The organism is Erysipelothrix piscisicarius (genome assembly GCF_003931795.1).
Classification (GTDB): Bacteria; Bacillota_I; Bacilli_A; order Erysipelotrichales; family Erysipelotrichaceae; genus Erysipelothrix; species Erysipelothrix piscisicarius.
In genome coordinates, this window is the sequence record NZ_CP034234.1 from 107,954 (window position 1) to 133,921 (window position 25,968).

The following is a 25,968-nucleotide window of genomic DNA, read 5'->3' on the forward strand; positions in this document are numbered from 1 at the left end:
GATTACCGCCTCCTTCTACGCTTGCTCATCAAGGTTTAGTGATTCAACCTCATTAGTTTCTTCGATTTCCACAACAATTTCTGGTTGCGGAACATCTTGTGATGGTGCTGAAGCAACTTCTTCATCACCATCTACAAGACTTTCTTTGATTTCTTCTTTGTTTTGGTCCAAGAATTTCACATCAAGTGCAAGTGCTTGGAGTTCATGTTTAAGTACTCGGAATGATTCTGGAATTCCAGGTTCTGGAATATCTTCACCATTTTGAATAGCGGCATAAGTCTTTGTACGTCCATTTACGTCATCGGACTTAATGGTAAGGATTTCTTGAAGTGTGTTTGCAGCTCCATAAGCATAGAGTGCCCAAACTTCCATCTCTCCAAATCTTTGTCCACCATTTTGTGCTTTACCACCAAGTGGTTGTTGGGTAACAAGTGAGTAAGGTCCTGTTGCACGAGCATGAAGTTTATCATCAATCATATGTGATAACTTAAGCATGTACATAACACCTACTGAAATACGTTCATCATAACGCTCACCAGTTTGTCCATCATAAAGTACCATCTTACCATCAGGTGAAACGTTACCTTCTTTCATGATATTAAACAGTTCATCTGTTTCAATACCATCGAAAACACTTGTAGCAAACTTAATATTTAAGTTCTTCGCTGCAATACCCAGATGTAATTCTAAGATTTGTCCAATGTTCATACGACTTGGAACCCCAAGAGGGTTAAGCATAATATCAACAGGTGTACCATCTTCCATGTATGGCATATCTTCTACAGGAAGAATCTTAGAGATAACCCCTTTATTACCGTGACGTCCAGCCATCTTGTCACCTTCATGGATTTTACGTTTTTGAACGATGTAAACCTTAACAGATTCACTTACTCCAGGTGGCAAGTCATGTCCTTCCGCGCGGCTAAAAATCTTGATATCTTGAACAATACCTGATCCACCGTGTGGAACTTTAAGTGAGTTATCTCGTACTTCACGGGATTTTTCACCAAAGATTGCAAGTAATAATTTTTCTTCTGGAGAAATTTCGCTTTGTCCTTTAGGTGTTACTTTACCCACTAGGATATCGCCTTCTTTAACTTCAGCCCCAATCATAACGATTCCGCGTGCATCAAGATGACGGCATGCAACTTCACTTACGTTTGGTATATCACGGGTAATTTCTTCAGGTCCAAGTTTTGTCTCACGAACTTCAAGTGTATATTCTTCAATATGAATTGATGTATAGACATCTTCTTTTACAAGACGTTCACTCATGATGATCGCATCTTCATAGTTATATCCGTTCCAAGTCATAAATGCGACTGTAACGTTTTGACCAAGAGCAAGCTCACCATTTTGCATGGATGGACCATCCGCAAGGATGTCACCATTTGAAACTTTTTCACCAAGAGCCACTAAAGGTTTTTGGTTAATACATGTTCCTTGGTTTGATCGTCTGAATTTTTGTAATAAATATGTACGTTCTTTTCCTGATACTCCGTTTACAATAACGCGGTTTGCATCAACATAAGAAACGATTCCGTCTTCATGACAGATTACCGCACTCCCTGAATCCTTTGCAATACGGTGTTCAATACCAGTACCAACAAATGGTGAGTTCGGTTTTAAAAGCGGAACAGCTTGACGTTGCATGTTGGCACCCATGAGAGCACGAGAAGCATCATCATTTTCCAAGAATGGAATCGCCGCAGTCGCAACAGAAACAATTTGTTTAGGACTCACGTCAATAAGTTCTACAGTGTCACGGTGGGCAAGAATATTTTCACCACGGTAACGAACAACAACTTCTTCGTTCACAAGTTTGTGATCTTGCACTTCGTTCGCTTGCGCAATAACATATTCAAACTCATCGTCTGCAGATAGATAAATAATATCTTCAGTAACGGTTCCATCTGGAGTAACGATTCGGTATGGTGTTTGAATAAAACCATACTTGTCAATTTTTCCATATGACGTTAAGTTCGAAATCAACCCGATATTTGGTCCTTCAGGTGTTTCGATTGGACAAATACGACCGTAGTGTGATGTATGAACATCTCGAACTTCGAAACCAGCACGGTCACGTGTAAGTCCACCCGGTCCTAAAGCTGAAATACGACGTTTGTTTGTAAGTTCAGCAAGTGGGTTTAATTGGTCCATAAATTGTGACAATTGGGATGAAGAGAAGAACTCTTTAACCATTGCGGTCAATGGACGAACGTTTGTAAGATTTTTGGGTGTTAGGTTCGATGAATCTGAAGAGATTGACATACGTTCCTTAACAACACGTTCCATACGGCTTAAACCGATTCGGAATTGATTTTGGATTAATTCTCCAACTGTACGAATACGACGGTTACCTAATTGGTCAATATCGTCTTCATTACCAACACCATCAATGAAGTTTAAGAAATATGAATATGTAGCATAAATATCTGATGCTACGATTGTTGTTTTTTCAAGTAATGGATCAATACCAACAATCTTCACAATTTCTTCATGATCATCTTCATGCGCAACAAACAATTCTTGTATTGCTGCTCCGACTAACCACATTGTTACGGGGCCATCTTCTAATGAATCAACAATAAGTTTTTCATTTGTTTTATTAATTTTAGGTACGTTGTAATTTGGTGTGAAACGATCAGCGATTAGATTTCCTTTTGCAGACATCATATCTGCTCCAGAAGCATCAAGAATACGTCCAACAGTATATAAACGTTGTGAGTAGTTTAACACTGCCCATACGTTATCTTTTGTTACCACAACTTCTTTACCCATGATCCCTGTGTAAATTTGAATCGTTTCGCCTTTTAAGGTCTCAAGATCTTGTGCAGTAAGAACCGTTCCGCGTTCAAATTCAAAATCATCACCATCAACATCTTTCGATAAGATACGTCCAACTAAATGCACGGTTCCATCAACCTTGATATCACTTACATCGGGTGCCGAGAAGATATTCTTAAGTGGGAATACATTCATGTGTCCGCCTTCGCGTAATACATCACGTAATTTTAAGACATCATCACGACGTGTAATATGTGTTCCTTTTTCAAAAACAACATTACCGTTAATATCTTTGATATCCCTTGTAAGAACGGTTCCATTTACACGATTGTAAACTTCAAGTTTTTTATGAATTTTATAACGACCTGCTTTATTAAGGTCATAACGGCGTGGATCTAAGAACTTCGCGTTCATCAAGTTGATAGCACCGTCAGTTGTAGGGATTTCATCAGCACGTTGGTTTTCATACATTACACGTAATGAATCTTCAAACGTAACAGTCTTATCTAATACTAATGAGTTCACAATCTCAGGATAGTTTCCAAAGAATGCTGTATAGAGTAACGCATATAAAGTTAAGAATTCACGTTTCTCACTATCAATTTCTTCCCATTCATCATAAACAGGTAAATTCATAGCATTTAAGAACGTTTTAAATGAATGTGTATCAAATGCATCTTCACCTTCTTGTAAATCAAGACTTAAACCAAAAGACTTGAACAAAATTGTGGATACAATCGTACGCTTACGGTCAACTTTCATGTTGATAACACGACCATTAGCCGCTTTACGATCATCACTCATAAATTCTAACCAAGTACCACGACTTGGAATTAATTCGGACATGAACGTGTCACGACCCGTTTTATCATCATTTTCAGACTTAAAATACGCTCCAGGAGAACGCACAATTTGCGAAACAATAACTCGTTCCGCTCCATTAATAATAAAGGTACCTGTTTCAGTCATTAAAGGAAGATCCCCGAGGAACACCTCTTCTTCTTTTTCAATCACTTCACCAGTTTGTTTGTTAATTACTTCTAGACGCATTGTTGCTCGAAGTGGCGCAGCATAGTTTGCTTCGCGTGATCGACATTCGTCTACGTTATATTTAGGTTCACCAAATGAATAATCAATGAACTTTAGTTTTACATTTTCATTATAGCTTTGAATAGGATAGATTTCGTTAAAAACTTCAAAGAGTCCCTCGTTTTTAAACCATTCATACGCATCCGTTTGAATTTCTACCAAATTAGGCAATTCTAAGGTTCCACTAACTTGAGAATAATCACGACGGGTAGCCTTATTACCAAATTTCTTTACACTATATACTTGGTTTTTCTCCATTTATGCCATCCTTTCCTGTACTTTTTATAACAACCAAAAAAACGCGCATAAATCCACTATTATGCAATTATATATATTATCACTAATGTGGGTTACAGTCAACGCTTTGAGGCACAATAGATGTAATATCCCTTTTCTTTTTTTAATAACGTGCAATTACCAAATAATGCTTCACATTTTGCTTGCGCAGACTTCGCTCCATGTGACTTACGAATTACAAAGATAAACATCCCATCCTTGGTCAAAACATCGTAAGCATTATCAAATAAAGAATACATTTTTTCTTTTCCAACACGAATCGGCGGATTGCTAATTACAAAGTCATACACGCCATCCAACCCATCTTGAATTTTATTAATTCCATTCACATTATATTTTTCATAGTTTATATTGGCGAGTTCAACCGAACGCGGATTAATATCGACGCCCGTCATTTCAATATCACTAAAGAAATGCGAAAGAATCACACCCACAACCCCAATACCGCATCCTAGGTCTGCAACCTTTCCTTTTAAGGGATGATTGACACAGACTTTAAGCAGTGCTTCGGTACCACGATCCAGGCCATCTTTCGAGAAAACCCCATCATCCGAGATAACTGAAAAACTAATGTCTAAAAACCGGAAAGGGATATCTCTCCGGTTTTTATTCAAATTAGAATTGTCTGTAAAGTAATGACTCACAGAAGATCCTTCTTAACGTGTTAATTATTTAACTTCTACAACTGCGCCAGCTTCAACAAGTTTAGCTTTGATTTCTTCTGCTTCTGCTGGTTTGATGTTTTCTTTAATTGCTGTTGGTGCGCCGTCAACTAATGCTTTAGCTTCCATCATACCTAAACCTGTGATGTCGCGTAATGCTTTGATAACTCCAACTTTTGAACCTGAGATTTCTTTCAAGATTACTGAAACTTCGCTTGGTCCTTCTTCTTCACCAGCATCTGATGCTGCTGCAACTGCAACTGGTGCTGCTGCTGAAACTCCGAATTCTTCTTCGATTGCTTTTACTAATTCATTTAATTCTAAGATTGTCATTTCCTTTAGGGAAGCGATTAGTTCTTCTGATGTTAATTTTGCCATCTTAATATTTCCTCCTATTTAATTAAGCTTCTGTAGCTTCTTCTTTTACTTCTTCTACAACAGGTGCTTCTTCAGCAACTGCTGCTGCTTCTTCAACAACTTCTCCGCCCTCTGCACGTTGTTCAGCAACTTGTGATACAGCGTAAGCAAAGCTTCGAATTGGGGATTGGAACATTCCAGCCAACATAGCAATCATGCCATCGTGGTTTGGTAATGCTGAGAGTTCTTTGATTTCTTCTTGGTCTACTAAGTTACCGTCAACGATACCAGCTTTAAGGATTAACTTTTTGTTCTTCTTAGCGAAGTTAGCTAATACTCGAGCAGGTGCAACAGCATCTTCTCCAAACGCAACACCGTTAGGTCCTGTTAATTCGGATTTTAAACCTTCAAAGTCTGTGCCTTCGACAGCACGTTGGAACATTGAATTTTTATAAACTTTAAATTCAACGTTTTCTGCACGAAGTTGACGACGTAGTTCAGTCATTTGATCTACGGTTAGTCCACGGTACTCAACAACAACTGTTGATCCGGCATTCTTTACTTTTTCTTGAATCTCTGCAACAACAGCTTTTTTATTTTCTAAAATTTCTGTACGCAAATGATTCACCTCCATTCGATCTCGGAAATCAAATTAAACCAAAAAAATAAACCCATCCAAAAGACAGGTTCAAAAGTTTTATACTTTCACCTCGGTAACATTATTAAGGTTGCCCCGTTACTGTCTTTGGTTAATTGATAACATAGATATTCTACCAACTTTATTCAGAAAGTCAAGATTTTTATTATTCCAATGTTAAATATTTCCAACAAATAGCCCCTGCTATCCTTCATGACTGTTTAGATTCATGATTGAATAATTATTTAAAGGCATGCATGTACAAAGCGCCCCATCTTTTTGATGTAAAACAAGCGGACACATGACGTATCCGCTTATCACATTTTAACTATAACTCTGACTTCAATTCTGACTTCATTAAAAGGGCTTTCTTTCGTAAAAAAAGAACCAGTTCATTGATAAGTTTTATTTTGTTTTCTTCATCCAACTCTCGAATATTTAAACCGACTTCATGATGCGTCCCACATAAATTTAGCACATGATAAAACGCTAAATGTAAGCTCCATTCATCAAAATCTTGCATGTGTTTCGGTTTTTGACAGAGAAGACACTCCACAGAAATATTCAGTTCCTCGCAAATCTTTACAAGATTTGAAGTATCTGGATTCGAAACCCCCACTTCCCACTTTGCGACTGCTTGTTGAGAATAATTTACACGTTTCGCCAGCTCACGCTGCGTTAATTTTCGTTTTAAACGTATTTTCTTTAGATTAGAGTCTAACATCGTGCTCACCCCTCAAATTGATTATAATCGACAAGTTTTGAAAAAAATATATCATTCATTGACTATATTCTTAAGTAATCTTAATTTTTCGCGGTCAATTCAAATCAAGTACTATGGATGACATTTAGAATTTGATATGATGATGGTACGAGGTATCTTATGAAAACAGTAGAATTTAAAGATAAAACATTGCATTTTGTATCCACCGCTCATGTATCCAAGCAATCCGTCCTTGATGTACAAGAATCAATTGCTTCCGTTCAGCCACAGGCTGTTTGTATCGAATTGGATGATAACCGGGCTCGTAACCTTATGGAATCTGATAAATATAAAGAAGTTGATATTAAGCAGATTATTAAAACCAAACGAGTTGGTGCTTTTATTGCCACCTTGGTCCTTTCTTCCTATCAGAAAAAACTCGCAGATGACCTTAATACATCTGTAGGTCAAGAAATGAAGCAAGCAATTGAAAGCGCTAAAACGTTTAACGCTTCGATTCATTATATTGATCGTGATGTCCAAGTAACCTTTAAACGCATTTGGGGAAATCTCACTTGCTTTAAAAAAATATCCTTGCTTTCCACGCTCATTTTAAGTGTCTTCGAAGATGATTCGGTTTCAGAAGTTGATGTTGAGAATTTAAAAGAGAGTGATTTATTGTTTGAGTCTGTTCGTGAAATGGATGAAAAACTTCCAGCAATTTCTAAAAGTCTTCTCCATGAGCGAAATGCTTTTATGGCCGAAAAAATTAAAGCATTACCTGAAAAAGAAATTGTGATTGTTGTAGGGGCTGCTCATACTGAAGGTATCATTGAGGTACTGGATCAAGACCATTCGCTTTATGAACTAAATCAAATCCCCGCAAAGAAAAAATTGAATTTATCAGGTTGGATCGTACCGGGAATAATTATTTTATTACTGGTTGCGCTCACGCTTAAAAATCCACACATGGCTCTTAACGATCTTTTGGTGTGGTTTGCATTAAGCGGTGGCCTTGCAACCCTTGGTGCAATCATTTGCCTAGCACACCCGCTTACAATTCTCACAACAGCCCTTACCGCATGGATTGGGACACTCTCCCCCGTTTTAGGCGTCGGTATGTTTGCAGGTCTTATGGAAGCATATCAACGTCCACCAACATTCGAAGATTTTGATGCCTTATCCACGCATGCAACCCAACCGAAAATGTGGTTTAAGAACAAAGTTTTACGTATTTTACTAATTTTTGTAATTACATCACTCTTTAGTTCAATCGGCACATTTATTGCCGGTGGAAATATTATTGGTTCACTATTCAAATAAAAAGAGTTCAGTACTTTAGTGCTGAACTCTTTTTATCTTTTATCAAATCTCAACCGCACCACTTTCACTTTTATTAAAGTCTATCTCATAGGCCGTTTTGAAGTCAAATATTTTTCGCGGCATTGAGTTAATTTTGAAGCAAATATCATCAAGATATTGTTGCGCTATATCATACATTGATTTTCCTTTTGGTATAAACCTTCTAACGATTGCATTCGCTCGTTCATTGGTTCCACGTTGAAAAGAACAGTATGGATCACACTTATATAGTTTCACACCCAACCGCTTGGCTGTAATTCCTAATGTTTTAAATTCAAGTCCATTATCTACTGTTATCGATTTCGTGGTTATATTATTCTCTTCAATAAATTTTCGAATTAAGTTTGATGTGTAATAGTCATATCGATATTCTGCTTTAATAAGCCAGGTCATTCTTGAGCAGCGGTCTACAATGGATATAATCGCTGCAGATTCATGTTTCTTACCGATTATAGAGTCGATTTCGAGATGGCCAATCTCGTTACGTTCCTCAATGTATTTAGGTCTAAGGCTAATGGAAGTACCGTTTTCTCTTCAAGTTCCATCTCAAGTGATTCATCATTCCACTAATTCTCTTTTACGTTTTCGACGTTTATAGCACATTCTATTTGGTTTATATCAAGTTTACCTTGATTAATCCAGTTATAGACTTGCTGCGATGAAACACACGGTTTATATGGATGATATCGTTTATAGTTACTCAAGCATACTTCTACAATGAACTTTAGGATCATAGTGAGAATGCAGATATTCGATTAAGTGGGAATATTTTCTCGAATATCAATCGTTCGTTTCTTATAGACATTATTTTATATCTAGAAATCGTAGAATGAGATATATTGAGTTTACGTGCTGCCTTGCGCATAGAGTAGCCGATGCTTAATAGAATATCAATTTGGTCTTTCATTTTTATCTAATTGTTTATACTTCATATGGGAGCTCCTTTAGTGAACCGCACGAATCTTGGACAAAGATGAGGAGGTGCGGTTTTATAACTAAGCTAACACGAAAACAAAAATTGAAATATATGAAAACGAAAGTTAGGACAATCAGTATGTTCATTAGTAAATGAGTATGGTATTAATAAATCAAGTATTAAATATTTGGTAAGACTTATCGATCAACATGGACCCAATGTTCTAAGACGAAACAAAAATCACTTTTATTCTCATGAATTTAAGTCAGAAGTAATAAATCGGATATTAATGGATGGAGAAAGTACAATAGCTATCGCCATCGAACTTGGATTAAGTTCTGATGGATTGATTTACAATTGGATTAAAAATTATAAAGAAAACGGCTATAATGTCATAGAACGGAAACGAGGTAAACCATCTATGACAAAACCAACTAAACTGTTAACAGTTAATGATGAACTAAAGGCATTGAAGAAAAACAAGTATTTGGAAGCGGAGAATGAATATTTAAAAATTGAATGCCGTAGTGAAACAAGGGTGGAGCGCGAAAGAAGAAACCAAAGTAGTTTCCTTACTACGACAAAATATCCCTTAGAGATTCTTTTAAAATATCCGGACTCGCTCGATCTACTTACTACTTCTACGTTTCAAAATTGATTTTGATACCAAAACGACGAACTCATGCAAGAGATTATAGAAATCTATTATGATCACAAGGACGATATGGTTATCGTAGAATTACTTTAGAACTAAATAATCGAGGAATTCGTGTAAATCACAAGAAAGTCTTGAGACTTATGAATAAAATGGGATTACATTCAATCATAAGAAAGAAACGTAAGTATTCTTCATATAAAGGGACAGTGGGAACCATTGTTGAGAATCGAGTTCAAAGAGATTTTGAAGCTGATAAACCCAATCAAAATGGTTTACGGATATCACTGAGTTTAATGTGCAAGGAAGAAAATCTATCTTTCACCAATACTTGATGCATATGGTAGATACATTGTATCTTACAACATATCTACAAGTCTAATTTGGATCAAACTAGAGACGTGCTTCACAAGGCATTTTCTTGTAACGATACGCAAGGAACAATTATTCATTCGGATAGAGGATGGCAATACCAACATCAATTTTATGTGAAAGAATTAGAAGCACATTCGATGATTAGAAGTATGTCAAGAAAGGAAATAGTATTGATAACGGACTCATGGAGGGCTTTTTTGGGCTACTAAAATCAGAAATGTATTATGACCAAGAACATAAGTATAAAAAGGTAGAAGAATTAGTTGATGCAATTGATGAATATATCGACTCTTATAATAACAAGAGAATTAAGAGCAAACTAAAAGGACTGACCCCTGTTCAATACAGGAATCAATCCTTAAATTTAAAAGATAATTAGCTTGTCCAAAATTTGGGGTTCAGTTCATAGTCGGGTGGGCTCCTTTTATTATACAAAAACAACCGCACCTTGGGTGGTGCGGTTGAGATTTGAATTTAGGATCCGTCAAATATTGTATAATTAGAACAGAAATGACTATAACAGCAAATGACTGACAACCTAGCATATACCTCGAAATCAAGATTGAAAAAACTTTAAAAAATGGTATTTTCGTAATAATTAAATTCACAGGACCTAGAGAGACTAATATTACTAGAGATATAATCAAGATAAATGAAGGCATTTTTTCGTTTTTGTAAACAAGTGGACCCAATGTTGTTCCAAATAGAAACACTGGAATTCTTGAGAGTAGAATTTCATAATATCTGTATGCATCTGAATTCAAATAGAGAAAAAATGCGAGTCCAATCGTGTAGAGAATAATTGAAAAATAAATTATATTTTGCCTTCCAGAATTAATTTGTTTATAAATCAGAGGATAAATTAAATAACAGATAGATATTATTAGCAAAAACCAAAATGAACTTACATTTCTATTCATAAATAGAATTTGCTTTAAAAATAAATCTAGAGTGTAGTTTCCAGTCGCTAACATCAAGAAAAAAAAGGGATCGCTACAAAAATATAAATCTTACAGAGGCGACTAAATCGTCGTTTGTAGAACGCTTGTAACGATTGATTAGGATTTTTTTTCATAGAATAATATAAGGAAACCCCTGACAAAATCAAAAATAAATCAACACCCATATTACCTCTCTTAATGATATTAATTATCGTCCAATTATAGCTAATCTGCTTTGGAAATGACTCCCAAATGTGAAAAACAATTATCCAAATTATAGTAAATCCGTATAACTGATCTCTATACTCACTAAACATACCCCATGTTAATGAGTTTTTTTGATTACTCATTGATTTGTTTCCCTCTCATCTATTGTTAACGATTCTAGAAGTCTAGAATATGCTTCTCGAATTTCTATCTTAGGACTCCAACCTATTTTTTTTATCTTGTCACTGTTAAGTTGCATTTTATTAATTGGCGCATACATTGTGCTCTCGTCAAGATCGAAAACAACTTTTTGATTACTACCATATTCATCAATTAACCATTGTGCAACGTCTTTTATACGCATTGAATCAGAATCTCCTGAAGCATTATATATTTCTCCAGAATCGCCATCCGCTAGCAATACTAGAATTGCTTTTAACGCATCGGTCAAGTAGCAAAAATTAACAACCGTTTCTCCTGTGCTTTTTAACACGATATCATCATTTTTGATGATACAATCACAAAAATATTTGAAGACTCTGTTTTCATTTTTTGTTATTCCCGCACCAAAAGTTTGAGCTAACCGTAAAGAGGTTACATTTACATTATACTCTTGGCTATAAGAATAAGCTAAAAGTTCAGTTAGGCGTTTCGATTCTGGGTATGAGCTTCTTAATGAGGTTAATGGAATTAATCCAAGATTATCCTCTTCCACATTATCACATTCGATTGTTCCATAACTTTCCATAGATGACACATTCACCATGCTCTTTACATTATTTACTCTAGCCAAATTTAATACATTCATTGTCCCAAGCACTATCGACTCAATAGTTTCGACAGGATTATTGACAAAAAAACTAGATTTAGTTGGTGCCGCCGTATGAACAATATAGTCAATTCCCAATTCAGAAATATTAATATTTTCAATGGATTTTTCGATATAACGTACCGATTCGTAGCCTGGATAAGTTGATAATTGTTCTCTTGATCTGTCTCTATCACGAACAAGAAGTACAATTTTAATGTTCGAATTATAAATCCTATTTCTGAGCAGAAACAATTTAGCCATAATGCTTCCAATCAAACCTGTTCCACCAGTTATTAAAAAAGTATTTGCGTCAAATTTTTCCCATTTCACTTCCTCAGATTCAATAATTTCAACTAAATCCTCATACTCTACTCGATTCATAATTCATCCCCTATCTAAGTATAAAAAAAGAACTACTCAACATTACTATTATATCTAAGAGCAACTACCCATTCAACCTAATCAAGAGTATTTTGAATATTTATTCAAAAAAAAATCAACTGTCCAAAATATAAACAGTTGATTAAATTTCATGTTTCTAAACTATACTAGTTGATTTTTTGATTCGCCTTTTTCGATAAATTCTTGAAGGTTTTCATATGAATATTCAACCATGTTACTTACGGCTTCATCTGTGTATGAACCAACATGTGGTGTTACAAGTACACGTGGATAAAGATTATTCAAACGTGTTTGTAATTCATCAAATGCTTCTCCAGATAAATCTTTATTGAAGTATTTTGTTTCATTCGCAAGAACATCCGCTGCAAATCCTTGGATTTTACCAGATTCAACTGCATCAAGAATATCATTAATGTTTTGAAGTTCTCCACGTGAAGTATTCATAACAATAACGCCATCTTTCATTTGAGCAATTTTCTCTGCATTCAAGAATTCATCATTTGAACCTTTAAAGTAAGGCATATGCATTGAGATGATGTCAGACTCTTTTAATAGTGTTTCAAGATCTACTTGAGTACATGTATCGCCAAGGTAGTCTTTTTCAACAACATCGTACCCGATAACATTCGCACCAACGCCTTTGAAGATTGTAGCTGCGGTAAATCCGATTTTACCTAAACCAATAATCCCAACCGTTGATTTACGAATTTCTTTACTAAACATAAAGTCATCAATTTTAAAGTTTCCATTATGAGTGTTGTTTGCTGTGTACTGAGTATGACGTGCAAGTGTTAATGAAAGTGTTAATGCTAATTCAGCAATCGCATTTGGTGAATAAAATGGTACATATGCAACTTTCAAGCCAAATTCTTTAGCGGCTTCTAAATCAATATGGTTATATCCTACTGTACGTGTTAACACATACTTAACGCCATAATTTTTATAAATTTCTAAATTTTGGCGATTTCCTGGGCAATTACCGCGAAGCATTACTGCTTCACAACCTTCTGCCATATGAACTGTTTCGTCATTTAGCATTTTTTCTGTTAAGACTAAGTCAAAATTAAATTTTTCATTTAATTCCACAAAGAATTGTTTTTCTACTGGTCGAACACCGTAGCATAATAGTTTCATTTTAAATCTCCTTTTTGATTCTTAGATAATTCCTACGCCATGTAATGCTGTAAGAATTACTAACCATAAAATGATTGCAACAATCGATAATACTGTAGCAACAAGTGATGCGTTTGACGAGAATAATGCTTCTTTATCAAAGTTAATTGCATAACTTACTGCAACGGTTGCAGGTGGAGTTGCCAACATGATAATAACACCAGTGATTGCAACATAGTCTAATGGTAAGAAACCAATTTGCTTGAAGATGATCATAATCACAAGCATAATTGCAGGAACAATTACCAATTTACCAATTGAGTAAATCCATACGTTAGCGTCTTTAGTTGCATCTTTAAGTGAGATTTTTGCTAAAGTCATACCGATTGCTAACCATGCAAGTGGTGATGATAATGATGATAAGTAACCAACAGCATTCATAAACCATGGAAGTGTAGCATCTAAACGTAAGAATGCAACGGTCTTCGCAGTTTCACCAGCGCCTACTGTAACTTGTGGTAAGCTTGCTTGGAACATCCAAATTAAGAATCCTAAGAATGTTGCAATAATGATTGGATTAAGAACAATTTGTTTTAAGTTTTTCTTCTCGAATTTTAGACCTGAGAATAAGATGTAGCCATATGAGTATAAGAATACACGGTATGCTACGTTAAATAAGTTTGCGTAAAGTGCGCCTTCATTTCCTAAGAAAGCTGAAATAATAGGAATACCGAAGAATGTTGTCGATCCGAAAATTGTAAGTCCACGCATTGCATCAAGTTTATCACCTTTATATTTAGCTGTATAAGCTAATGTGATAAGAATTAAAAGTACATATGCAACAAAACCAAAGATGAATGAGTTTAAACCAACAGTAAAGGTTTCAGGTTTAATATCTGTCATAAATGCTTTAAATGCTAATGCTGGTAACGCAACATTAAGCAATACTGCAGTTAATGCTTTTGATGCATCATCTGTAACTTTATTTGTTTTCTTTAGGTAGTAACCTAAAAGGATAATTGATATTGTTGAGAATATCGCACCTAGAAATGCCTGATCAGACAGGACTTGTTTTATAATATCCATTAATTTCTCCTCCGTTAATTGATATTTCAAAAAGCACATTTGCTTCCTTAGCGCTTCTTGGTATAAACATAATACTCCCATAACGTTGCCTTATGGTGTGATAACGAAAAGTATTATAGACTTTTTGCGTCAATTATCACATATTTAAACCATATTTACCTAACTATGTGAATTATATGCTGTTTTTTAACAAATTAATCGTGGTTCTAATAAATATAAGACAATATTAATCAAATATGATCAGATGGATAAACTCAAAATGAAATATGAAAGATCTATTTTTAATCGCCTTAATCTACTATTCATCAAAAATCGACATAAATTTTAGTTATGGCGAGTATTTCATATCAAATAACAAAACATCCCCAATTTCTCAGAGATGTTTTGTTATTTTTAAGATAAGACCTGTCCTTCTTCTCTTTTCTTATTCAAATTGTATAGTGCTTCAAAAATAAAATAATCTTCATAGTTCGTGATTTTGATATTTGAACTATTCCCTAAAACAAATGACATCGCATGATTATATTTATACATCATGCTGCATGAATCGATATTATTTGTAATGCCCAGATCCATTTCTTTGAGATGTGTATTATAGATATCTTTCATAAAAAATGTCTGAGGTGCTCTTGCATAAAATAAATCTTCTCTCTTTAAGACTTCCATGATTTTGGCTTTATCTTCACTCTTAAATACTGTTTCGGTAGCTGGAGCAACGGTTACTGCAGCTCCATGAGTTCTTGTGGTAACTATATTTTCTAGTATAAGATTTTCTGATATTATAGGGCGAACACCATCATGGATTAGCACGACAGTATTTTCGCAAGTTCTATCGTCCTTATATACAGCATCGAGTCCGTTAAATATTGAGAGCTGGCCAGTCTCTCCTCCCTCTACAATCCACTGAACCTTGTCTAGAGAATATTCAGCTACAAGTTCTTTCATGTAATCTATGTATTCTGCAAGGATAGTAACTACAATCCCATCAATCGCAGAGCAATTGTTGAATTTTTCTAATGTATGAACAATTATTGGCTTATCATCAATATTTAAAAACTGCTTAGGTTTTTCAGTATTTCCCATTCTACTACCGGTTCCACCAGCAAATATAAGTGCTATATTCTGCATTATTTCCTCCTATATTATTTGTATAATTAATTAACCCTCTAAATTAACGCCTCTTTTTTCAGATAGATAATCGATTATTATCAATCGATATAAAGCAGTAAAGTTAGATATCTAAATGTAAATTAAAATATTCAGAAGTTTATTCAAAAATAACATATAAATAAACTGACATAATTGTAAGAGAATCATCCTTGAGTTTCCTTACGAAATCTTTAAATCCTAAAACTCAATTATTTATGAATACCCTCTCTTATTGTTTTTCTTAATATATACTCACCAATTGACTTTGTGGCTTCTCCAGATTCAAAGGACTGTAAATCTTTATGGTGTGAAACCAATTTCTGCTGATAATCCTCATCGTTAAAATCCGATATATTTTGAATTAACTTATCAAATGTGAGTGCTAATGAATATGGCCAGGAAGACGGATCCGTATAAAATTCTCTCTCTTTTTCTTGATATTCTGCAATATCTGTTGAGAGGAGAAAAACTGGTTTATAAGAAAGCGAAAAATCCCACATACATGATGAAAAGTCAGTAATAAGAACATCACTTGCCAAGAGTAATTCTTGCATATCTGGATAATTAGAGACGTCAATGATTCGAGGATCATTGACCTTAGATGTCTCATAATAGTGACTTCTATATAGGATAACCCATGACCCTTTCATTTTTGCTTCAAGTGTATCTAAAAGCAGGTCAAAGTTAAACCTCTCGAGTGCAAAATCAGTTACATTTCTAAATGTAGGTGCTATTAATACAACCTTTTTATTTGCGATATTGAGGTTGTTTTTGACCTGTTGAGCTAGCGATTCATTTCCGTTAACTAAGATATCATTTCTTGGCATTCCCTTTTCCATTATCTCCCCGAGATAATCAAAGGATTCATGTAGTGTTTGACTTGAGAATGCTTTACTACTTGATAAATATAAATCAACTCTACGATTTTTATCTCGAACATTTTTGGCATTGAAAGAACTTCCATCTTTTCGAGATGTCCCAACCTTTTTATAAGAACCGCCACCATGCCAAGTGTTTATTACAGTCTGACCCTTTCTTTTCGGTATTATTGACCAACTCTCGGAGTTTTCAACTACAATATTTGCAGTTAAAACGTAATAAATGTACTTCAAACTCTTATATCTAACTTTTTTAATAGGGGCATCAAAATGAAACTTTTCAGTACTCTCAAATGCCCATATTAAATCTAATTTATTAGAATAATCCTCTAAATATTCATAAATATACTTCTGATTACATCCATATTGCTTACCATTATAGGCATTGAAAATAATCCTGTTTTTTTGAATAGGAAAAACAAAAAAAATCTTTAAAGCATTACGAATGAGAACAATTAAATAATATTTCAAACAATCATCTCCTCTCTTTAATCTTTAATACAGTAATATTTATTTTTAAACTTGTGATATGGTTCTTCAGTATTAATATATGCAATATTATGTTTCGCAATTCTTTCTTGTACTGGTGGCAACGCCATGTAATCACCAAAGATTAAAGTCAAGTATCGATCATAACCCTTAATCACAGGTAAGCTAAGGTGTTCAAACGGAACTCTAACTACAGACTCAAAATCATCCTTAGGATGTAATGTTGTCATTCCTCGGATACTACCAATTAATTCAGTAACCTCATCCGAGTCTTCCCACCGATGCTTAGTCATTCGTCTTTCAGCACGTTTCCAAATATTGTATCGAGTCTTTTTCCAAGGAACTACTGCATAGATAAAACCCGTCACTATTAGAATAGCCTTTCCTTTGTTATCTGGAAGTCTCTGAGTATTAAACAAGGCAAATATAAAAGCATTATAAAGTTGAAGCAATCTTTTTACTTTACTTTTTGGTGCTCCATCTATCGGCATTATTTCAATACCAATAGAATGAATAACATCATCATTTATACTATGTTTATTTATGAATGTTGTTTGCGTATCTTTTATTCCAATTCCAGCATCATGATAATTAGATTTTAAATCTGATCTTACCAGTACATACTGCGAATTAATAGACTCTTGATTCCATATTTTTGATAATTTTTCATAATCATCACGTGGCATCATAAGATCTACATCATCATCCCACGGGATAAAGCCATGATGACGAATCGCACCAATCAGTGTTCCACCTAGTAGAGAATACTGCAAATTATGCTCAGTACAAAACGCATCAAAATATTCCAAAATTTCTAAATTCTTTTCTTGTAGTGCCTTTAATTCTGTTTCTTTAACATCGAGTAAATCAAAAATTTCCACAAACTTCAACCTCTTTTCGTTTCAACTTACAATCACAAACTTAATTAAATCTAAATTAACTGAAAACAACTTTTTTTATGGTTTTCAATATTAACTTTACGTCATATAAAACCGAGTATTTTTCTAAGTAGGTTAATGAATTGTTTAATTTTTGTGGTAACAATACCGTTTCGTAGTAATCGATACGATCTGAATTTTCTTCTAAAAATAACTCTTCATCTCTTAGTTCTATTGAACTAATATCCGTAATACCAGGTTTAATCGTGAATAGTTTTAGGTGCTCATCGCTATAATACGGAAGATATTTAGGCACCTCTGGTCGCGGACCTACAAATGACATTGTTCCAAATAACACATTAAATAATTGTGGCAGTTCATCAATTTTGTACTTTCTTAGAACGCGGCCTGGCTTCGTTACCCTTGGATCATTTCCTACAGTAACCAGTGGACCAATCTTATCCGCATCCGGTACCATTGTTTGAAACTTATAAATGTTGAATAATTTCAAGTTTTTCCCCATCCGCTGTTGTTTATAAATAATTCGATCTTTTGTAGATAATTTTATCCATATTGCAGCAATAATAAATATTGGTGATAATACTATGATTCCCAACAAACTAAAAAGTAAATCAAAAATTCTTTTTGTAAATCGTTTAAATAATGATATTTTACGCTCTGAACCAGTAACTAAATTTATTTTACTATCGATAACACTTTGGTAATTAGTCATTTAGAACCTCAATTAAATTTTCAACAACATATTCTACGTCTTCAAGAACCATCAAACTGTTTAATGGTAATGTGATTTCATTCTGATAGAAATTGTATGCAGCTGGATAGTCATCTATTTCAAAACCTAAATTTTTATAAGCAGTTAATAGAGGAAGTGGTTTATAGTGTACATTTGTTGAAATTCCTCGTTCCGCCAATTTAATAATTATGCTATTTCTTTCCTTTTCGTTTATACCATCTATACGAATAAAGTAAAGATGAGAACTAGAATCTTGATACTCGTTCAAATGATCAAGATGTAAGATATTCTTAAATTTTCGATCGATTTGTTCGTTGTATGAATTTACAAGATGATTTCTAACCTCAAGAATATCATCGTAACGTTCAAGCTGAGAAATTCCGATTGCTGCTTGAATATCAGTCATATTACATTTGTAATTCGGTGCGATAATATCGCATTCCCAAGAACCCGGTACATTCTTCGCAAGAGCATCTTTCGATTGCCCGTGTAAAATGAGAAGCATATATTCTTTATATAGTTCTTCATTAACAATAAAACTTTGATTTCTCCATGTTACAGCGCCGCCTTCTGCCGTGGTTAAATTTTTCACAGCATGAAAAGAGAAAGCTGTAAAGTCCGCAACTTCTCCTGACATTTTCCCTTTATATTTAGCGCCAAATGAATGAGCTGCGTCAGCCATAACAATTATTCTTCCAAATGATGATTGAAGATTATTGTTTGGTGTAAAGAGTTCTTTCTTTCTTTCAACAATTTCAAATATTTTATCATAATCACACATTATTCCAGCAATATCCACCGGAATAATCACTTTCGTTTTCTCTGTGATTGCTTCTTCCAATAACTTGTAATTCATTTCTGGTTTTCCTTCTTGAATATCAACAAGAACGATTTTAGCACCTACATGATGAATCACACTTGCGGATGCAGTATAAGTATAGGCACTCGTAATTACTTCATCTCCCGGCCCTACACCTAAAAGACGTAACGTCATTTCCATTGCCGCTGTCGCAGAATTCATTGTCACAACTTTATCAGTATTACAATATTCAGCTAATTGTGATTCAAATAGTTTAGTTTTAGGGCCTGTAGTAATCCAACCCGATCTCATCGCTTCAACCACAAGTTCTATTTCTTTTTCGGAAATATCAGGTGGTGAAAATGGAATGTTTCTAGTTTTCATTATTCTTCTCCTTATGAGTGTATGTCGGTACGACCTTATGTAAATTTAAGGATATTTCGCTATCCTCCATTAAAAGTAGCGACTCTAATGTTTCCAACGATTCATTTATTGTTTGTGAGTCAGTTATAATCGGATTTGCTACATAGATTAAATTATTCTCAGTTTTTTTAAGACCTTCTTCCGACATAAGTAATTCTTCATATAACTTTTCTCCCGGACGTAATCCAGTAAATTTAATCTCGATTTCTGTATAGGGTTGGAATCCACTCAACTTGATGACTTGTTCTGCGAGATTTAATATTTTTACTGGTTTACCCATATCTAAAACAAATATTTCTCCACCGTTTGCATAAGCAGCTGCTTGAAGTATAAGACTGACTGCTTCTGGAATTGTCATAAAGTAGCGAATAATATCCGGATGTGTTACGGTAACTGGTCCCCCTTGTTCAATCTGTTTTCTAAATAGAGGTACAACCGAGCCATTTGATCCCAAGACATTTCCAAAACGCACCGCAACATATTTAGTTTTAGAATTCGCGTCTTTACTCTGAAGCATCATTTCGTTAAAGCGTTTTGTCGCTCCCATAATATTTGTTGGGTTAACTGCTTTGTCAGTGGAAATGTTGACGAATAACTTTACGTTATTTTTATCTGATAAATCAATTAGATTCTTTGTTCCAAATATATTGTTTTTAATCGCTTCCTTTGGAACATACTCCATAAGTGGTACATGCTTGTGAGCAGCTGCATGAAAAACAACAGTTGGCTTTTCTTGTTCAAAAAGACATTCAAGTGCATCCAAATCACGTATTGATGTTATTACTGCTTTCACTTCTATCTTAGGAATATCTCCAGAACGCATGAGCATATTCAGTTCTTGTTGAATTTCATACAAACCATTTTCATTAATATCAAGTAGGATTAATGACTCGGGAGAGTATTTAATTAGCTGTCTAACAAGTTCTGACCCGATTGATCCCCCTGCTCCGGTTACTAAAATTCTTTGCCCATCTAATTGCTTAAAAATACCCATATCATCAATTACTATCTCAGGTCTATTGAGCAAGTCACTAATTTCTATTTTACGAAGACTGTTTTTTAGATTTTTGTTTTGAATCAACTTTTGTGCTGATTCTACTGTCTTTACGTCCACACCAATCTTTATTAGTTTATTTATTATTTCCTTTTGAGTATTTAAGGGTTGTGATGGCATCGCAACAAAAACACACTCGATGTCATATTTCTTCACAACTTTTTCAATATCATCATGATTTCCAAGAACAGGGACAGAATAGATGATACTATTTTTTAAACTTGGATTATCATCAATAAAACCAATTACTTTATATCCATATTCATTATTTCGGCTAATTTCATTTAAAATCATTTGACCCGCGCTACCAGCGCCATAAATCAAGATTGAGTGGAGTTTTTTTCCTTTTACCGCTACCCGTTCTTTCTTGTCATAATAGTAACGAACAACAAAACGAACTGAAAGCTGTAAGAGTGTATTAAGCCCAGTAATGATAATCATTGCTCGAGCACCAATCAGCTCATTGTTTCGAATAATTATTATCACCCAACAGGATAAAAATGCCATAATATTTGCGAGTCCGATTCGAATCGTTTCATGGACCGATATTTTTCTCCAAACCATCTTATCCAATGAAAACATTTTGTAGAAGATGAGATACACAACAAGGATTAACCCAACTTCAAAGATCCCAACTCGTTGATATAATAAATCCATTGCATAATGTGAATTATTAAGTATCGATAATCCACAAACAATTGAAAAAATTAAAACCAAAATATCAAAAACCACCATGACAACTTTATTCTTTTTCATTAATTTCCCCAAACCTTCCCCTAATAGTGCTTTTAAGTGTATATACAACGAAAATATTATATCACATAATATCAATAAATATCGGTTAATCAATGTGACATTCCCGTACACAATCTTCACAACAATCACAAATAAATGCTTTTTCTAAGCCTGTTTACTCATTCAATCAAAAATAAAATGAGCTCCGATTGTATTCGAAGCTCATTTCCATGTTTATTAACTCTATTATTTTTTTTCGAATTCACTTATCAATGAAAGTTTTGAGTCGAATGCAGCAGTAAGTGTCTCAATGATAGTATCAAGATCATCGCCATTGTAATGGTCATTAAGACAGACCATCTTGTACTTCGTATCTTTGATTGCTTGAGCGCCTTTTTCAGCTTCTTCAAGGCTGTCAATGAGGAAACGATCACCAATTTTATGGCTTCTTGGCATGAAATTCCCCTCACACATCTGCCATTCTTTAATGACCCATTGGTTTACATCATATTTATAATCTCGAATTTGGTGTAGACATGTTTGATGTAATACATCATATTCTTTTTCCCAAATTGTTTCAAAAGTTGATTTTAAAAACGAAGTGGGGAGATGTTGTTGGTAAAGTCCTGGGAACCGTGACCAAGGTGTAAAGATGAGATTTAAAGCATTCAACACACCATTTCGGTAATTATACCACTTCCATGGATTCTTTTTAATCACTTGTCTTTTACTAAAGTTTTGATTAATGACACCAATATCATTAATCATAATATTCGAGATTGTATCATACCGCGCAGGAACAATAGGATTAATTACTGCAGTATCACAAGGGAGACCCTCTTTAAAAAAATCTTCCGGTTTCATTGGCTTGTTAATAAAGGTATCATCATTAAAATAAACGAAATGCTCACTTAGTCCCTCGATTCGATGCAAATTTAATTCAATTACATGTGATGAGAACGTTGGTAAATATTCTTTTGGAATATAGTCTTCATGTCGAATAATTTTTAACTTGGGATGTTCTGTGTTTAAAAAATCCGGAATATGTCCATAAGTAACGAAGTAAATCTTATTAACCCAAGGGGTGTATGCTTCAATAGCTCTAAACCAGTACTTAAATATACCCCAATCACGATAATCGTTCACAACTGGATCTATATTATTGTCTTCTAACTTCATACGATCCCTAAGCCAATTTTCGTCACTACCATCTACCCACGGAACTACAAAATCAATTTTTATGTTATTCATCCAGGAATTCCTCCTTACTTTTGAACTTTTTTCTTAATTCTTTACTCATATAGTTCCATCCAAATGACATTTCCATCATAGTCTATATATTCTCGCGAATATTTTGTTGTTCCAATCGCGATACCATTTGAATCAAAAGGAGTGATAGACGAATAAAATTTATCGGTAAGAATAGAACCATTTTGGTCAACTATGGAAAAATAATTTGAAAACGGTGTTTGAATCATGTAGTAAGAGCGATCATTGAAAATTAAGTCCTTATAGGAAGCACCACGCCAAACTGTATTTTTATTGTATGCATCCAACTCTTTATTCTCTATTACCTTGTGTTTATGAATGATAGTCATCGGAAAATGTTTGAACTCTCTCTCTAAATCTTGAGAGAACTTATTCTCTATTTCTGTCCTAACCAATTCAGAATCAATGACCAATGGGTTCCCTATTTTTCGATAGAGCTTACTCGTAAAAGTCCGTTCCCCAATCGTTTCTTCAACAAAAGGACCATAAATTTTAAATCTGCTTTTCGCAGTTGGCAATTCCACGATTTGTCCTTTTTCATTCACAATACCGTAGGTTAGATAATCTTCGCCTTTTTTCACTTTTTTGCTATCTGGAAATTTTACGGATAAGTGAGCAAGATTTGGGTCATAAAGTGCTTCTTGAGTATAAACAGTACGCATTTTATGTTTTTGATAATCTTTAACTTTAACTTTTACTAATTCACTATTTTGAACCTCAAAAGCATACATGTTATTAAAACTTGCATAGTTTTTTTGGAAAATAGTTTCAAAATTTAATCGAGTTGATGAGTATTCATAGCCAGTGCGTTTTACCTGTTTCGTTAACTCATTATAGAACTGAATTCCACTAAATCCTAGAATTGCAACGAAGGCTAACTTATATAGCTTTTTATCCTTATAGAGGCCTAAAATCATAGGTATAACAACCACTGTTCCATAATAACCAAAAACAGTCACTCGAGTTCCAAGTACTTTTGAAAATGGCAAATAGAAATATAACAACATATTTAGAATAACAAAATCAATTAAACTTTTTTGTTTTTCGTAACTTTCGATTAGCTTATTGTAATGAAGCATCGTTACTGCAAAAATTGAAAATCTCAATAAAAAAGGAACACTTAAGATTTTTATATTTTCTGCATCAGAATAAAGAAGAAATTTTGATAAAATAGGAACATTTTCAAAAATAGAAAAGAAAGCTGGCGTATATACTAAACGTGTTAATGGAAACAATATAAATATTATAGTGAAAATTTTAAAATTCCATTTAATTTTTGTCGCTATGTAAATAATTGGAACTATTAACGCAGTTCCATGTATGAAGAACAATAGAGCTGTTGTTAATCCTTTAATTTTCCAATCGAAATTACGATCTCGATTAAAGTAGACATACATTGCTCCAACAATAACGATAACTTGTCGTAACGCACCCAAATTCCAATATAAGAAAAATGTTGAGAAATAAAGTAACGTTGCCATTTCAAAATAATCAGAACTGTCTTTAATCCAAAGTAACGCTACAAGAAGAATTCCTGTACAAAGTAGTCCTGAGAAGACATGATAATTCATACCGACTGCACGACCTGCCAACATCAATACTTTAAACAAAGTCTCAATTTTTGGTAAACTTGCAAACGATTCATTGATCCGATGAGGATCAATGGACTCATAAATTGTCTGATATGAAAAATAATCTGCACCCACACCAAATCTTAAAAAGATAATTAAGACAAACGGTAGTGCAGCAACTATAAATTTTTTCTTTGAGTCCAAGTGTTTCCCAAAGTATAAAAATGCACATAAGTAAATAAAACTAAAATAATACACAATAAGCTCCTCACATTCATTAAACTGCTAGATTAATATTCATCAATGATTAAGAATAAAACTAATATTCTCGTTAAATACCAATAATATAATACCATATTATTAAAGGCAATACTTTTATTGTATCTTTGAATTAAACAATCCAGTTCTATGCCCATTAGCATGTGAGGCTAAATCTTACAGTCCTTTTTGATATGCGGCTTCGATTAAATCATACTCATCCGTAATGGCTTCTAAGATCCCATACGTATCAACAACGCTTACGCCGTGTTTTTCAAAAAAATTCATGATTGCGGAAAAATGTTTGTATTCATCGCTTTGTGGATAAAAAAGACGATCAAGGTTTAACGTATAAGTCTCTTTACGATCTGTTGTAAGAAGCAGATAGAATGCTTCTCTTCCGACAACAGTTTGTCTTCTTCGATAATTTAATCCTTCGTGCGTGCCGGGATCATACCCTTCATTATTAAAATAGATTTTGATCGAATCAATTGAATCATATGGAATTTGTTTCGTTTTACGTTTGCCCATAAAACTTAGGAATGAAGCAGTTAATTTCAGTTTTGTACCTACATATACCTCAATGCCCTGATTCCAAACGGTAAAGTAATTGTAGTAGTCTTTGAAATTTCGAAAACCAATCAAACTCACCATCCCATAACAATACCCAAACGTCAATAAAACAACAAGCAGATGTGGCTTGATTGCATAGGCCACAAAGCATACAAGTGTCGTCAAAAGAACAAATATTACGAAAAAGACTTTCGATCTATTTTGACCAAAACTAAAGGGGATTGGAAACGTTTCTTTTCCCTTCACCAATTCATCTAAGGGAATCCCAAGTATTTCACTAAGGCGGACTAAATTATCAATAGACGGAAGACTTTCGCCTCGTTCCCATTTGGAAATTGATTGCCGTGAAATGTTTAATTTTTCTGCTAACATATCTTGACTCATCTTTTGTTCTGTCCGGTAGAATTTAATTTGTTGGTTTATTATCATAATCACCACTCCTTCTATCCAAATGCTAGCACAGTACCGTTTTTTAGCCTAGAACCTTTTAGTTGCGACATAGAAAAAACTACTTAGGAGTAGCTTTCTCTTAAATTATAGTGTTTGACATAAAAATATAACGCAATGCCATTGAGAATAAACTCCACGAGACAACAGCCCATGATAATCGTAAACATTGTTGGTGCTATATCCATTATCGTACCGAAATCATCATGATTCACTAAGCGGACGATAGAATAATATTCACTCAACAAAAACAAGATTGGAAAGATAAACGATAAAGAATAGTAAAGTTAC

General features: G+C 34.2%; 19 protein-coding genes, 2 pseudogenes and 1 other annotated feature. Of the genes and pseudogenes, 2 read left to right on the forward strand and 19 right to left on the reverse strand.

The window, feature by feature from the left end:
• Positions 1-15 precede the first annotated feature (15 nt).
• The 5 genes from rpoB to EEI45_RS00525 form a co-directional block, all read right to left on the reverse strand.
• Positions 16-4,134, reverse strand: a complete 4,119-nt coding sequence (rpoB, locus tag EEI45_RS00505) for a DNA-directed RNA polymerase subunit beta (protein WP_125163716.1) — start codon at positions 4,132-4,134, stop codon at positions 16-18.
• A gap of 98 nt (positions 4,135-4,232) precedes the next feature.
• The gene (locus tag EEI45_RS00510) at positions 4,233-4,817 is read right to left on the reverse strand and encodes a class I SAM-dependent methyltransferase (protein WP_125163717.1); all 585 of its coding nucleotides are present in this window, start codon (positions 4,815-4,817) and stop codon (positions 4,233-4,235) included.
• Between the two features lie 24 nt (positions 4,818-4,841).
• A complete protein-coding gene (gene rplL, locus EEI45_RS00515; RefSeq protein ID WP_125163718.1) occupies positions 4,842-5,213 on the reverse strand; it encodes a 50S ribosomal protein L7/L12 in 372 nt (123 codons plus the stop codon).
• Between the two features lie 22 nt (positions 5,214-5,235).
• On the reverse strand, positions 5,236-5,811 hold the full coding sequence (gene rplJ, locus EEI45_RS00520) for a 50S ribosomal protein L10 (RefSeq protein WP_125163719.1): 576 nt from the start codon (positions 5,809-5,811) through the stop codon (positions 5,236-5,238).
• Between the two features lie 34 nt (positions 5,812-5,845).
• Positions 5,846-5,959 (reverse strand) — a sequence feature (ribosomal protein L10 leader region).
• 198 nt (positions 5,960-6,157) lie between these two features.
• Positions 6,158-6,553 carry a helix-turn-helix domain-containing protein gene (locus EEI45_RS00525; protein ID WP_125163720.1) on the reverse strand — a complete coding sequence of 132 codons (396 nt, stop codon included), beginning with the start codon at positions 6,551-6,553 and terminating at the stop codon, positions 6,158-6,160.
• A gap of 159 nt (positions 6,554-6,712) precedes the next feature.
• Here EEI45_RS00525 and EEI45_RS00530 point away from each other — a divergent pair, with 159 nt between their 5' ends.
• On the forward strand, positions 6,713-7,855 hold the full coding sequence (locus EEI45_RS00530) for a TraB/GumN family protein (protein WP_125163721.1): 1,143 nt from the start codon (positions 6,713-6,715) through the stop codon (positions 7,853-7,855).
• A gap of 42 nt (positions 7,856-7,897) precedes the next feature.
• On the opposite strand, the pseudogene EEI45_RS00535 reads toward EEI45_RS00530, so the two are convergent.
• Positions 7,898-8,826: pseudogene (locus EEI45_RS00535) on the reverse strand (IS30 family transposase).
• Between the two features lie 85 nt (positions 8,827-8,911).
• On the opposite strand from EEI45_RS00535, the pseudogene EEI45_RS00540 reads away from it, so the two are divergent.
• Positions 8,912-10,219: pseudogene (locus tag EEI45_RS00540) on the forward strand (IS3 family transposase).
• 594 nt (positions 10,220-10,813) lie between these two features.
• Here EEI45_RS00540 and EEI45_RS10045 read toward each other — a convergent pair.
• The 13 genes from EEI45_RS10045 to EEI45_RS00605 form a co-directional block, all read right to left on the reverse strand.
• Positions 10,814-11,131, reverse strand: a complete 318-nt coding sequence (locus EEI45_RS10045; RefSeq protein ID WP_125163722.1) for an acyltransferase family protein — start codon at positions 11,129-11,131, stop codon at positions 10,814-10,816.
• Complete coding sequence (locus tag EEI45_RS00550; protein ID WP_125163723.1) at positions 11,128-12,180, reverse strand: NAD-dependent epimerase/dehydratase family protein; 1,053 nt, start codon at positions 12,178-12,180, stop codon at positions 11,128-11,130. The genes EEI45_RS10045 and EEI45_RS00550 overlap by 4 nt, the downstream gene beginning before the upstream one ends.
• A gap of 162 nt (positions 12,181-12,342) precedes the next feature.
• Positions 12,343-13,335 carry a 2-hydroxyacid dehydrogenase gene (locus EEI45_RS00555; RefSeq protein WP_125163724.1) on the reverse strand — a complete coding sequence of 331 codons (993 nt, stop codon included), beginning with the start codon at positions 13,333-13,335 and terminating at the stop codon, positions 12,343-12,345.
• Between the two features lie 21 nt (positions 13,336-13,356).
• The gene (locus tag EEI45_RS00560; protein ID WP_125163725.1) at positions 13,357-14,400 is read right to left on the reverse strand and encodes an AEC family transporter; all 1,044 of its coding nucleotides are present in this window, start codon (positions 14,398-14,400) and stop codon (positions 13,357-13,359) included.
• A gap of 393 nt (positions 14,401-14,793) precedes the next feature.
• Positions 14,794-15,528 (reverse strand): IspD/TarI family cytidylyltransferase, encoded by a 735-nt coding sequence (locus tag EEI45_RS00565; protein ID WP_125163726.1) that lies wholly within the window; start codon positions 15,526-15,528, stop codon positions 14,794-14,796.
• 230 nt (positions 15,529-15,758) lie between these two features.
• The gene (locus tag EEI45_RS00570; RefSeq protein ID WP_125163727.1) at positions 15,759-16,898 is read right to left on the reverse strand and encodes a CDP-glycerol glycerophosphotransferase family protein; all 1,140 of its coding nucleotides are present in this window, start codon (positions 16,896-16,898) and stop codon (positions 15,759-15,761) included.
• Between the two features lie 17 nt (positions 16,899-16,915).
• Positions 16,916-17,797, reverse strand: coding sequence for a LicD family protein (locus tag EEI45_RS00575; RefSeq protein WP_228410407.1), 882 nt, complete (start codon positions 17,795-17,797; stop codon positions 16,916-16,918).
• Between the two features lie 55 nt (positions 17,798-17,852).
• Positions 17,853-18,527 carry a sugar transferase gene (locus EEI45_RS00580; RefSeq protein WP_125163728.1) on the reverse strand — a complete coding sequence of 225 codons (675 nt, stop codon included), beginning with the start codon at positions 18,525-18,527 and terminating at the stop codon, positions 17,853-17,855.
• Positions 18,520-19,731 carry a DegT/DnrJ/EryC1/StrS family aminotransferase gene (locus EEI45_RS00585; protein ID WP_125163729.1) on the reverse strand — a complete coding sequence of 404 codons (1,212 nt, stop codon included), beginning with the start codon at positions 19,729-19,731 and terminating at the stop codon, positions 18,520-18,522. The genes EEI45_RS00580 and EEI45_RS00585 overlap by 8 nt, the downstream gene beginning before the upstream one ends.
• Positions 19,721-21,580 carry a polysaccharide biosynthesis protein gene (locus EEI45_RS00590; RefSeq protein WP_228410408.1) on the reverse strand — a complete coding sequence of 620 codons (1,860 nt, stop codon included), beginning with the start codon at positions 21,578-21,580 and terminating at the stop codon, positions 19,721-19,723. Before EEI45_RS00590 ends, EEI45_RS00585 begins: the two co-directional genes overlap by 11 nt.
• A gap of 225 nt (positions 21,581-21,805) precedes the next feature.
• Positions 21,806-22,810 (reverse strand): stealth family protein, encoded by a 1,005-nt coding sequence (locus EEI45_RS00595; protein ID WP_125163731.1) that lies wholly within the window; start codon positions 22,808-22,810, stop codon positions 21,806-21,808.
• 41 nt (positions 22,811-22,851) lie between these two features.
• Positions 22,852-24,603 carry an EpsG family protein gene (locus tag EEI45_RS00600; protein ID WP_228410409.1) on the reverse strand — a complete coding sequence of 584 codons (1,752 nt, stop codon included), beginning with the start codon at positions 24,601-24,603 and terminating at the stop codon, positions 22,852-22,854.
• 231 nt (positions 24,604-24,834) lie between these two features.
• Positions 24,835-25,659 (reverse strand): helix-turn-helix domain-containing protein, encoded by an 825-nt coding sequence (locus tag EEI45_RS00605; RefSeq protein WP_125163733.1) that lies wholly within the window; start codon positions 25,657-25,659, stop codon positions 24,835-24,837.
• Positions 25,660-25,968: the final 309 nt, after the last annotated feature.